Annotated in this window: 8 protein-coding genes; 1 reads left to right on the top strand and 7 read right to left on the bottom strand. The window is 76.1% G+C overall.

Annotated features, from left to right (window positions below):
* Positions 1–208: 208 nt before the first annotated feature.
* The 3 genes from ACIBCJ_RS31310 to ACIBCJ_RS31300 all read right to left on the bottom strand — a co-directional run bounded on the left by ACIBCJ_RS31310 (position 209) and on the right by ACIBCJ_RS31300 (position 2,023).
* Positions 209–496: a zf-TFIIB domain-containing protein gene (locus ACIBCJ_RS31310; RefSeq protein ID WP_052837822.1), complete on the bottom strand. Its 288-nt coding sequence runs from the start codon at positions 494–496 to the stop codon at positions 209–211.
* A gap of 81 nt (positions 497–577) precedes the next feature.
* Positions 578–1,534 carry an aminoglycoside phosphotransferase family protein gene (locus ACIBCJ_RS31305; RefSeq protein ID WP_365980567.1) on the bottom strand — a complete coding sequence of 319 codons (957 nt, stop codon included), beginning with the start codon at positions 1,532–1,534 and terminating at the stop codon, positions 578–580.
* A gap of 306 nt (positions 1,535–1,840) precedes the next feature.
* Positions 1,841–2,023, bottom strand: a complete 183-nt coding sequence (locus ACIBCJ_RS31300; protein ID WP_133888069.1) for a hypothetical protein — start codon at positions 2,021–2,023, stop codon at positions 1,841–1,843.
* Between the two features lie 583 nt (positions 2,024–2,606).
* Between ACIBCJ_RS31300 and ACIBCJ_RS31295 the strand changes: the two genes are divergently transcribed.
* Positions 2,607–4,022: a protein kinase gene (locus tag ACIBCJ_RS31295; RefSeq protein ID WP_362097420.1), complete on the top strand. Its 1,416-nt coding sequence runs from the start codon at positions 2,607–2,609 to the stop codon at positions 4,020–4,022.
* Between the two features lie 258 nt (positions 4,023–4,280).
* Here the strand turns inward: ACIBCJ_RS31295 and ACIBCJ_RS31290 are convergent, their stop codons facing one another.
* The 4 genes from ACIBCJ_RS31290 to cbiE form a co-directional block, all read right to left on the bottom strand.
* The gene (locus tag ACIBCJ_RS31290; RefSeq protein WP_365980568.1) at positions 4,281–5,099 is read right to left on the bottom strand and encodes an RNA methyltransferase; all 819 of its coding nucleotides are present in this window, start codon (positions 5,097–5,099) and stop codon (positions 4,281–4,283) included.
* 1 nt (position 5,100) lies between these two features.
* Positions 5,101–6,333 (bottom strand): uroporphyrinogen-III C-methyltransferase, encoded by a 1,233-nt coding sequence (gene cobA / locus ACIBCJ_RS31285; RefSeq protein WP_362097177.1) that lies wholly within the window; start codon positions 6,331–6,333, stop codon positions 5,101–5,103.
* Between the two features lie 168 nt (positions 6,334–6,501).
* Positions 6,502–10,326 carry a nicotinate-nucleotide--dimethylbenzimidazole phosphoribosyltransferase gene (gene cobT, locus ACIBCJ_RS31280; protein WP_365980569.1) on the bottom strand — a complete coding sequence of 1,275 codons (3,825 nt, stop codon included), beginning with the start codon at positions 10,324–10,326 and terminating at the stop codon, positions 6,502–6,504.
* Positions 10,327–10,698: 372 nt separating this feature from the next.
* A complete protein-coding gene (gene cbiE / locus ACIBCJ_RS31275; protein ID WP_365980570.1) occupies positions 10,699–11,925 on the bottom strand; it encodes a precorrin-6y C5,15-methyltransferase (decarboxylating) subunit CbiE in 1,227 nt (408 codons plus the stop codon).
* Between the last annotated feature and the right edge of the window lie 6 nt (positions 11,926–11,931).

Raw genomic sequence — 11,931 nt, 5'->3', positions numbered from 1 at the left:
CTGGTCCGCGCAGCAGCAGCGGTAGAGCGGCAGGCAGCAGGCCGTCCGGACGGGGGGGGGGGGGGGGGGGGGGGGGGCCGGGGGGGGGGCGCGGGGCCCCCCCCCCCCCCCCCCCCCCCCCCCCCCCCCCCCCCCCCCGGCGGGCGGGGGGGGGGGGCCGGGCGCCCCCCCCCCCCCCCCCCCCCCCCCCCCCCCCCCCCCCGGCGGGTCAGCTGGAGAAGAGCATGCGTCCGAAGCTCTTCTGGCGGTGGTGGCCGTAGTGACCGTGGCCGCCGTGCTGCGGGGCGCCCCACGCCGGGGCCTGGGCCGCGGGGTACGCCTGCGGCGCGGCGGGCGGGGGCGGCGGAGCGGGCTGGGACCACTGGGCCTCCAGGCGGGTCAGCGACTCCAGCTCGCCGTAGTCCAGGAAGATGCCGCGGCAGCCGCTGCACTGCTCGATCTGAACGCCGTTGCGGTTGTAGGTGTGCATCGGTGCGTGGCACTTGGGGCACTGCATGCTCGGCTCAACTCCTCGCCGGTCGGTCCTGCTTCGCGTATCGCCAGGACAGACTCTGTCCCGCCGCGGGTCGGTTGCACCCTACTGCGGGGAAGTTTCCGCTCCCGCCCGTGGGCCCGCGGGCCGGACGGACGCCATGCGCGCGCAGGCGTCGACCAGGGAACGCTCCACCTCGTCCAGCGGCCGCCCGGCCAGGAATGCCTTGGTGAGCGCACGGGCGGCGGTCTGCGCGGTGAGCGCGCGGGCCGGGACGTCCAGGGCGGGCCAGGGGTCGCCGTCGGCGGGGACGGCGGGACCGCCACCGGCGCGGTAGGCGGCCAGGAAGCGGTGCCACTCCTCGGGCGGCAGCAGTCCGCACGCGTACCAGGCCGCGGGGCGGGCCAGGTCCCAGGCGGGAACGCCGGTGCCGAGGTCGTCGACGTCGATCAGCAGCCAGGGCCCGTCGGGTGCGGGGTGGCGTACGAGCTGGCCGAGATGGAGGTCGCCGTGGCAGAGGGTCGTCGTGTCCGGCATGGCGGCTTCGCCGCGCGCCCAGCCCGGGAGCGCGGCCCAGGCCGCCAGTACGGGTGCGGCGTCGGGGTGGCCGGGTGCGGCCTCCCGGAGACCGGCCACGGCCAGGGCGGCCTTCGCGGGGCCGCGCATGGGCGGTACGGCGGTGGGGGCCGGCGTGCGGTGGAGGCGTGCGAGGAGGACGGCCGCGGCCTCCCACGGCGCCGCGTCCGGGTCCTCCGGGTCCACGGGTGTGCCGTAGGGCCAGTACGTGACGAGCCGCCCGTGCAGGGCGACAGGGGCGGGACCGAGCGGGGGCAGGAGTACGCCGGGGAGGCCGGCGGCGACGGTGACGCGGCTGGACAGCTCGGCGGGGTCGGCGTCCGCGGCATGGGCCTTGGCCACGGTGCCGGCGTGCCGTACGACGGTGGCGTCGGGGCGGTCGGCGAGGGTGACCGCACCGCCGGGGCAGGCCGGGGTACGGGCATGGGCTGCCTCCCTGACGCGGGCCTCCAGGGCGGGAAGGAGGGCGTGGTCGTCCGTGGTCACGTGGGTGAGAGTACGCAGCGCTCGGGGTGCATGGCCGCCGGGGTGTGGCGGGCTCGGGCGCAGGGCGCAGGGCGCAGGGCGTCGCGGGCATGGGCGCAAGGGGTGAGCGCGAGGTGGGGCGTGGCCGGGTTCGGCGCCGGTTCGGTCGTTTTCGGCGTCGGACGTGGGCCGGTGGGCGGGAAAAGCAATGCCGGCGCAGCTCCCCAGCTGCGCCGGCATTTTGCCGTCCGCCGCACCCCCGTCCCCACGGGGTTTCATGGATGGATGTCCCCGCCCGGACCGCTCTTCCGGGCCTGGGGTCGCCGCTCAGCGCCCCAGCACCACACCCACGGACGACGCCTGTGTGGCCACTGTCTCCCACCCGTCGAAGACGAGGAGGAGCAGGACCGCCAGGGGCAGGGCCATGAGCGTCGCCACCGCGGGGTGGCGACGGCCCTGACGGCGGCTTGCGCGTGTGCGGAGCAGTGTCCGCGGAACCGTCTGGGCCATGGTCCCTCTCCTGACCGTTGCGTGTACTCGGTTGTCGTTGTCTCGCAGCGGCGGGTGTCTGACCTCGGGGGACGAGTGCTGCCACCCGCCGCTTGACCTCAAATCTATGGGCCCGGCCGTCCTCGGACGTCATGCCCTCGTACCGATTGCCGGGCCTCCCGGAGGATGAGCCGGGACCGACCGCGTACTCCCCTGGGTGGAGACCGCCCACCGGGTGTCGGGGTCCTCCCGGACGGGGCGCCCACCGTGTCCTCATATCTCCGGACTGTCCGGTGACTTCTCTCACTTCGTCCCCCTCCCCGCGCCCTTCCGTCCCCGCCCCGGGACCCGCTCGGCCCGCCACCGTGCCGGGGGCGGAAGGACCGCTCCGGCACGGTCACCCCGCCCAGGCCCAAACCCCCGGCTGCCACGGGGGGTTGGGATCACGGCCGGAGTGCCGGCGGTCTTCAGGCGGGTTCGCTGACCCCGCCTCAACTCTCGTGCCGGACACTGACAATCCGTTGTCCCGAGAGGGCGCGGCCTCTGCGCGCGGGCGGCCGTGGAAACGTAAGCTGTGGCACGTCACAGGGACCGGGCAGCGGGGATGAACATGGCGATGATGCGCCTGAGGCGCGAGGACCCGCGCGTCGTCGGCTCGTTCAGGCTTCACAGACGGCTCGGCGCGGGTGGGATGGGCGTGGTCTACCTGGGCTCCGACAAGAAGGGGCAGCGGGTCGCGCTGAAGGTCATCAGGCCCGACCTGGCCGAGGACCAGGAGTTCCGGTCCAGGTTCGCGCGCGAGGTCTCGGCGGCCCGGCGCATCCGGGGCGGCTGCACCGCCCGTCTGGTCGCCGCGGACCTGGAGGCGGACCGCCCCTGGTTCGCCACGCAGTACGTGCCCGGCCCCTCCCTGCACGACAAGGTCGTCGACGGGGGCCCGCTGATCGCGGCCGACGTCGCGGCCGTGGGCGCCGCTCTCTCCGAGGGCCTGGTCGCCGTGCACGAGGCCGGGGTGGTGCACCGGGACCTGAAGCCGTCCAACATCCTGCTGTCCCCGAAGGGGCCGCGGATCATCGACTTCGGCATCGCCTGGGCCACCGGTGCCTCCACGCTCACGCACGTCGGCACCGCGGTCGGCTCCCCCGGTTTCCTCGCGCCGGAGCAGGTGCGCGGGGCCGCGGTCACACCGGCGACGGACGTGTTCTCGCTGGGAGCCACGCTGGCGTACGCGTCGATGGGCGACTCGCCCTTCGGGCACGGCAGTTCCGAGGTGATGCTGTACCGCGTGGTGCACGAGGAGGCCCAGCTGCACGGCGTCCCGGACGCGCTCGCCCCGCTGGTGCGGGCGTGCCTGGCCAAGGACCCCGAGGAGCGCCCCAGCACCCTGCAACTGTCGCTGCGCCTCAAGGAGATCGCCGCCCGGGAGGCCCAGGGCATGACGGACGTACGGCCGCCCGCGCCGCGCAGTGCCGAGGCCGACCGGCCCACGGGGCGGCTCGCCGACACCTACCCGGAGCGCGACCGGCGGCGTCCGCAGGGCCGGCCGGGCGCGCAGGGCACCCCGGCGCCGCGCGGCACGTCCGGATCGCGGGGGCCCACGTCCCGTGGCGCGGCTCCGTCACGGGGCGGCACGCCCTCGCGGGGCGGCACTCCGTCGCGCGCAGGCGGCACGGGGGCGCGGTCCGGGGCCCGGCCCACGCCCTCCTCGCGCGACACGGGCGGCCGTAGCGCCTCCCGCAACGACGGTGGCAGGCCGGCGCCCCGCAGCGGGACCGGCCGTACGGCGCCGAGGACGACGGGGGGCGGCTGGCGTCGGCCCGCCAATCCACGGCTGCTGCGGCAGCGGTTGTTCGTGTTCGTGGTGGTGACGCTGCTGGTCGCGCTGGGTATCGCCGCCGCGCAGGGCTGCCAGGGGCCGTCGCGCGGACTCGGCGACGACCGGGGCGGTGGCGTGCGGGCGACGCAGCAGCAGGAGCGGGTCGACCCGCCCGGCGGCCTGCCGGGGCAGCCGACGCCCTGAGTCGGAGTGCGACACCCGCACGGGGCTCACGCCATGGGCGTCCCGCCGTCCCCGCGTGGTCGCGATGCCACGCCTGGACGAGCGCCGTCCCGACAGGCGCCCGCCGTCACCGCGTATTCGGTGTGCCGCGCCCGGACGGGGCCCACCCCAAGAAGCCCCTGCCGTCCCCGCGTGGTCGCGATGCCACGCCTGGGCGAGCGCCGTCCCGACAGGCGCCCGCCGTCACCGCGTAGTCGGTGTGCCGCGCCCCGACGCGGCTCACGCCGTGGGGCGGCCCGCCGTCACCGCGTAGAAGGCGACCGCGGCCGCCGCGCCCACGTTCAGGGAGTCGACGCCGTGGGACATCGGGATGCGCACCCATGTGCCGGACGCCGCCAGGGCCCGTCGGGACAGGCCACTGCCCTCGGCGCCCAGCATGAGGGCCACCCGCTCCATGCGGTGCGGGGCGACCGCGTCGAGGGGCTCGGCCCGCTCGTCGGGGGTGAGGGCGAGGAGGGTGAAGCCGGCCTCGCCGACCGTCGCCAGCCCGGCCGGCCAGGTGTCGAGGCGGGCGTAGGGCACGGAGAAGACCGCGCCCATCGAGACCTTGACGCTGCGCCGGTACAGGGGGTCCGCGCAGTCCGGGGAGAGCAGCACCGCGTCCATGCCGAGCGCGGCGGCGGAGCGGAAGATCGCCCCGATGTTGGTGTGGTCGTTGACGGACTCCATGACGACGACGCGGCGGGCGGTGGCCAGGAGGCCGGCGGCGGCGGGAAGGGGCTTGCGCTGCATGGAGGCCAGCGCGCCGCGGTGCACGTGGTAGCCGGTGACCCGTTCGGCGAGCTCGGGGTCGACGACGTACACCGGTGCCGGGGCGTCGTCGATGACGTCGCGCATGGTGGCGACCCACTTGGCGGACAGCAGCATCGAGCGCATCGCGTAGCCCGCCTCGCCGGCCCGCCGGATGACCTTCTCGCCCTCGGCGATGAACAGGCCCTCGGCGGGTTCTCGGCGGCGGCGCAGTTCGACGTCGGTCAGGCCGGTGTAGTCGTGCAGGCGCGGGTCGTCGGGGTCGTCGATCGTGACGAGGCCGGCCACGTCACACCGTCCCGTGCGGGCCCACGGCGACGACCTCGCCGACCACGATGACGGCGGGCGGCCGGACCTCCCGGGCGACGACCGTCTCGGCGACGGTGGCGAGGGTCGCGTCCACCCGGCGCTGGGCGGCCGTCGTGCCCTCCTGGACGAGGGCGACCGGGGTGTCCGGGGACTTGCCGTGCGCGACGAGGGCCTCCGCGATCCTGCCGATCTTGTCGACTCCCATGAGGATGACGAGCGTGCCGGTGAGCTTGGCGAGGGAGGGCCAGTCGACCAGGGAGCGCTCGTCGTCGGGGGCGACGTGGCCGCTGACCACGGTGAACTCGTGGGCGACGCCCCGGTGGGTGACCGGGATACCGGCCGCGCCGGGTACCGAGATCGAGCTGGAGATGCCGGGGACGACGGTGCAGGCGATGCCCGCCTCGGCCAGCGCCTGCGCCTCCTCCATGCCCCGCCCGAAGACGAACGGGTCACCGCCCTTGAGCCGTACGACCGCCTTGCCCTGCTTGGCGTGCTCGATCAGCGCGTTGTTGATGGCCTCCTGGGCCATGAAGCGCCCGTACGGGATCTTCGCCGCGTCGATGACCTCGACGTGCGGCGGCAGTTCGGCGAGCAGGTCGCGCGGACCGAGCCGGTCGGCGATGACGACGTCGGCCTCGGCGAGCAGACGGCGCCCGCGGACGGTGATCAGGTCCGGGTCGCCGGGGCCGCCGCCGACCAGGGCGACACCGGGGGTGCGGCTGCGCTGGTGCGGGGCGACGAGGGTGCCGTCGCGCAGGCCCTCCACCACCGCGTCGCGGATGGCAGCGGTGTGGCGGGGGTCGCGGTAGCGGGCGTCGGTCGTGAGTACGGCGACGGTGACGCCCTCGCTGTGCCCGGTCGCCGGGGTCCACGCGGTGGCCTGGTCGGCGTCGTCGGCGCGCACGCACCACACGCGGTTCCGCTCGCCCTCGGCGGAGGCGGCGTGGTTGGCCTCCGCGTCGCTGGTGGCGATCAGCGCGTACCAGGCGCCCGCGAGGTCCCCTTCCGCGTACGGGCGCCGCTCCCAGGCGATCTCGCCCGCGTCCGCCATGGCCTCGACGGAGGGGGTCGCCTCCGGCGAGACGAGGTGGACGTCGGCGCCGGCCGCGATGAGGGCGGGCAGGCGGCGCTGGGCGACCTGCCCGCCGCCGAGGACGACCACGCGACGGCCGGTGAGGCGGAGGCCTACGGGGTAGGCGGGGTGTTCGGCCATGAGGGGACGGCTCCTCTTGCGGCGATGGCGCTGACGTGCGGATTTTACGGCGGGGTGGCGGGTGGGGCCCAGGTGGTCCGGTGGTTGGACCGGGACGCCGGGCGGCGGCTGCGGGCGCCGCGCCCGGCGGGGGCCCGGCACCGTGCGCCCGGGCCCCGTCGGCCGCCGTTACTTCTCGGTCACGCCCGCCGAGTCGAACGTCGCGACCTCGTGCATGGCCCGCGCGGTGCTCTGCACCATCGGGAGCGCGAGGAGCGCGCCGGTGCCCTCACCGAGGCGGAGGTCGAGGTCGACCAGCGGGCGCAGGCCCAGCTTGTTGAGCGCGGCGACGTGGCCGGGTTCGGCACTGCGGTGACCGGCGATGCAGGCGGCCAGGACCTCGGGGGCGATCGCGCGGGCCACCAGGGCGGCGGCTCCGGCGCTGACGCCGTCCAGGATCACCGGGGTGCGCAGGGAGGCGCCGCCGAGCAACAGGCCGACCATGGCCGCGTGCTCGAAGCCGCCGATCGCCGCGAGGACGCCGATCGGGTCCGCGGGGTCCGGCTGGTGGAGTTCGAGGGCGCGGCGGACCACCTCGGTCTTGCGGACCAGCGTCTCGTCGTTGATGCCGGTGCCGCGGCCGGTGACCTCGGCCGGGTCGGCGCCGGTGAACACGGAGATGAGCGCGGCGGACGCGGTGGTGTTCGCGATCCCCATCTCGCCGGTGAGCAGCGCCTTGTTGCCGGCCGCCACCAGGTCGCGGGCGGTCTCGATGCCGACCTCGACGGCCTGCTTGGCCTCCTCGCGGGTCATCGCGGCGCCGGTGGTCATGTCGGACGTGCCCGCGCGGACCTTCCGGGGCAGCAGGCCCGGCGTCGCGGGCAGGTCGGTGGCGACACCGACGTCCACGACGCAGACCTCGGCGCCGACCTGGGTGGCGAAGGCGTTGCAGACCGCTCCCCCGCCCAGGAAGTTGGCCACCATCTGGGCGGTGACCTCCTGCGGCCAGGGGGTGACGCCCTGGGCGTGCACTCCGTGGTCGCCGGCGAAGACCGCGACGGCGGCGGGCTCCGGGATGGGCGGCGGGCACTGCCGGGACAGTCCGGCCAGCTGCGCCGAGATGATCTCCAGCATGCCGAGTGCGCCGGCCGGCTTGGTCATGCGCTTCTGCCGCTCCCAGGCCTCGCCGAGTGCCTTGGCGTCCAGCGGGCGGATCTGCGCGACGGTCTCGGCGAGCAGGTCGTGCGGCGCCTCGCCTGGCAGGGCGCGACGGCCGTACGTCTCCTCGTGCACGACCCAGGACAGCGGGCGGCGCTTGGACCAGCCGGCCTGCATCAGCTCGGGCTCGTCCGGGAATTCGTCCACGTATCCGACGCACAGGTAGGCGACGATGTCCAGGTGCTCGGGCAGGCCGAGGGCGCGCACCATCTCGCGCTCGTCGAAGAAGCTGACCCAGCCGACGCCGAGGCCCTCGGCGCGGGCGGCGAGCCAGAGGTTCTCGACGGCGAGCGCGGAGGAGTACGGCGCCATCTGCGGCTGCGTGTGGCGGCCGAGGGTGTGCCGGCCGCCGCGGGTCGGGTCGGCGGTCACGACGATGTTGACCGGGGTGTCGAGGATGGCCTCGATCTTCAGTTCCTTGAACTGCTTGGCCCGGCCCTTGGGCAGCGACTTGGCGTACGCGTCGCGCTGACGCATGGCCAGTTCGTGCATCGCGCGGCGGGTGTCGGCGCTGCGGATGACGACGAAGTCCCAGGGCTGCGAGTGACCCACGGAGGGCGCGGTGTGCGCGGCCTCCAGGACCCGGAGCAGCACCTCGTGCGGGATGGGGTCGCTGCGGAAGCCGTTGCGGATGTCGCGGCGCTCGCGCATGACCTTCAGTACGGCCTCGCGCTCGGCGTCGTCGTAGGCGGGGGCCGCGGGGCCGGCGGGCTGTCGCCCCTCGGCGGGCGCGACCGCGGGCGCGGGGGTGCCCGTGTGCGGGTCCTCGTGCGTCACGGGGCTGTCCGCGTCGTGCGGGCCCTCGTGCGCCGCGGGGGCTTCCGCGGGCGCGGGCCCGGCCTGGGCCGCGAGCGGTTCCCGGAGCGCGGGGTCCGCGTGGAGTGCGTCGGGCAGGTCCGCCGCATCCGGCCTTCCGGGCGCCGGGTACTCCTGGGCGGCGCCGCGGGTGTCGAGGTCGTCGGCGCTCTGGACGAGCTCGGGGTCGGCCTCGCGGGGCGCGGGGACCTCGGCCACCGGCTCGTCGGCGACCGGGGCCGCGGCGAGCGGCTCGTCGGTGGCCGGTTCGTCGGCGAGCGGCTCGTCGGCGACCGGCTCGCGTGCCTCGGGCGGGAGCAGAACGGACTCGGGCGGCGTCGGGGCGAGATGCGGGGCCGTGGGTACCTGGCCGCCGTCGACGGGCACGAACTGCACGGGCTGGTCCGAAGGCGGTTCCGGAGCGGCCGGGGCCTGAGCCTGAGCGGGGAGCGGCTCCGGCGCGGCGGTGCCGGTGGCGGGCACCTCCTCCTCGACGGGCTGCGGAGCGGCCTCACTCACGGCCGCCACCTGCTCCTGTTGCTCCTGCTGCTCCTGCTGCTCCTGCTGTCCGTGCTGCTCGCGCTGTTCCTGCGGTGCGTCGGCGTCCAGGAGGGACTGGGGACCCTGAGCGGGCTGTGGAGCCGCTGCCTCCGGGGCTGCCTGCGGATCGGCCTCCGGGGCCGGTTGCGGGACGGCGAACTGCGGCGGCGCGGGCTGGATGTCGGGATGCGGGTGCGGCGCCTGCTCCGGGGCGGGCTCCGCCACCGGCTGCGGCTGCGCGGCCTCCTCCTGGAAGGGCACGGGCTCCTCGCCGACGGGCGCGGGCTGTTCCGGGGCCGGGACCGGCTCGGGTGTGGTCGCTCCGGCCGCCGGGACGGCCACGGACACGTCCGGCGCCGGCACGTCGGCGGCCTCGGGCTCGGCGCCCTCGGGCTCCGAAGCCTCGGACTCGAACGCTTCGACGTACGGCTGTTCCCGCAGCGCGGGGGCCTCCGGGGCGTGAGCCGCCCGGAGTTCGTCGGGCGCCTCCGGCGTCCCGACCGCCGCCGCTGCCGGCGCCTGCTCCGCGGTCGGCTGCTCGGGAAGGTCCCGGCCCGCCACGGGTGCGGGAACATCCTGGAACTCCGCCGGCACGGGGGCGCCCTGGGCCTCCGGCGCGTCCTGAGGACCCTGAGGCTCCTGGGACTCCTGGGCCTCCAGGGCCTCCGGGGCCTCCTGCGGTTCCCGGTCCTCCTGGGCGGGCTCGCCCGCGGGCTCCGCGGTGAGCGCGTCGGGAGCGGGTACGGCCTCCGGCGCGGGCGCCTCGTACGGCTCGGCGGGTCCTGCGGCGTCCCCGGACGCCCCGGCCGTCGCCGCCACGGCCTCCGTCGCCACGCGGGTCACGAGGGCCTGGGCCGCGCCCACCGGCTCGGACGCCTGCTCCGGCACCGGAACAACCGTTTCCGCGTGTCCCGCCCCGGAGTCCGCCGGCGCCTCATGGGCCTGCGGTACCGGCTGCGCGGCCCAGGGCGCCGCCGCCTGCGGGGTGGCCACGGCGGCCTGCGGGACGTCGAGGTACTCCGGCCCGGCGGTCGGCGGGCCGGGATGCCGTACCGGCGCGTCGGCGGGGCCGCGGTCGGCGAGGGAGCGGACCGGGCTCGCGGAGGCGTCGGGGATCGGCGGACCGAGGTGGAGGGGCCGGCGCTGCGGGACCGGGGTGGCCATGGGGTCCTGTGCCGGGTCGGGCAGGCGGACGCCGCTCAGGTCGACCGAACCGCTGTCCCGACCGGACATCTCGTGCGGGCCGGGCTGGTGCACGGTCTCGACGACCGGCTCCGGCGCCGGCGGCGCGACCTCGTTGCCCCAGGCACTCTGGGCTCCCGGCAGCAACAGCAGGTCCTCGTCCTCGGCGGTGGCCTCGGAGAGGTAGGTGTACGCGCCGGGCGCGGGGACGCCCGGCTGCTCCACCGTGCCTGCGTCCGCCGGCAGCCCCTCGCCCGGGATCTGGCCGGTGTCGGTCATGCGTAACCCCTCGCCCATCGGTTAGTGCTTCTACGACCAGCTCGCCCGGGACGGCGCACCGACCGCCCCGTAGTGAGAACGAGCGTGCGTGCCCAGCGGCACGAACGACCCGCAGGAAAAGACGACAAAGCCATTGAGTGGCATTGTCCCGGTCGTTCCCCCGCCACGACAGCTTGATCCGCGACGGCCCGCTGTGGACTGCGCCACGTTGCGCGTCCTCCGGTTCTGCCGTACCACGCCCGCCCCCGTAGGAACGGTTTTTTACGGACATCGCCCGACGAACAGCCGGGTGTCCGCACGCGGTACAACAATCCGCCAGCCTACCCCGCGCGGTATGACCAACCGATCACGGGGCGCGGTCGTCGTCGGTCCTCAACGGGGCGCCTCGCGCCGCACGATCTCCCCGCTGAGCAGGAACGCCACGCTCCGCTCCGTCTCCGTCCAGGCCCGGGTGTCGAGTTCAACGGACTGCAACAGGGCGCACTCGACGCGGTATCCGTGCTCCGTCAGGTCCCTGCCGACGAGTTCGGCCGCGTCGCGGGTCGCGGCGTGCGCGACGATGCGCTGCGGGCGGCGGTCGGCGACCGCGGAGACCACGGCCGCTCCCCCGCCGCCGACCCGGACGACGTCCGGTTCGGGGAGGTTCTCCAGGATGTGCGGCGCGTCGCCGTGCACGGTCTGGAGCTGGACGCCGAAGTGCCGTGCGGTGGCCTCGGTGCGCGCGCAGGCCTCCCGGTCCCGGTCCACCGCGATGACGGCGGCGCCGCCGCGCGCGGCCTCGGTGGCGAAGGCGCCGCTGCCGCAGCCGATGTCCCAGACGAGGTCGCCGAGGCGCGGTCCGAGCCGGGCCAGTTGGGCGGTGCGGAGCAGGTCGCTCTCGCCCTCGCCCAGTTCGCCGCCGTACGCCGCGGCGGGCAGTGACCAGCCGCGCGGGCCGCCGGCGGGCGCGCGGCCCGCGATCCAGCCGGTGCCGTCGCCCTCGACGGCGGGGCCGGCGCTCCCGCCCGCCACGATGACGACGTTCGGGTCGCGCCAGGTGTGGTCGGCGGCCTTGTCGGAGGTGACGACGGTGACGCGTTCGCGGGTGGTGCCGAGCTCCTCGCAGATGACGAAGGTGCGGTGGACGCCCTCCATCAGCAGGCCCAGTTCGGCCGGGCCGGCGCCCGGTGAGGTGAGGACCGCGACCTTGGAGTGGGCCCGGCAGACGTTCACCGCGCGTCGCAGGGTACGGGGGTGGGCGACCACCACGTGGGCGTCGTCCCAGGGCATTCCGGCGCGGGCGAAGGCGGAGGCCACCGAGGAGACGGCGGGGACGACCTCCACCTCGAGGCCGAACTCGGGTGCGCGCAGGGTGCGTACGACGCCGAAGAAGCCGGGGTCGCCGTCGGCCAGGACGACCGTCGTGCCGCGGTGGGCGGCGAGGCGGCGGGCGGCGAGGGCGACGCTGCCGAGCCGGATGCGTTCGGCGGTGGGCGGTACCTCGGGAAGTGCCAGGTGGTGTGCGGCGCCGGCCACCAGGGTGGCGGCACCCAGTGCGGAGCGTGCCGCGGCGGTCAGCGGCGAACCGTCCCAGCCGATCACCGTGACCCGGTCGGCCATCGTCGT

It is taken from the genome of Streptomyces sp. NPDC051136 (assembly GCF_044455745.1).
Taxonomy (GTDB): Bacteria; Actinomycetota; Actinomycetes; order Streptomycetales; family Streptomycetaceae; genus Streptomyces.
This window is presented reverse-complemented; position numbering and strand designations above follow the sequence as displayed.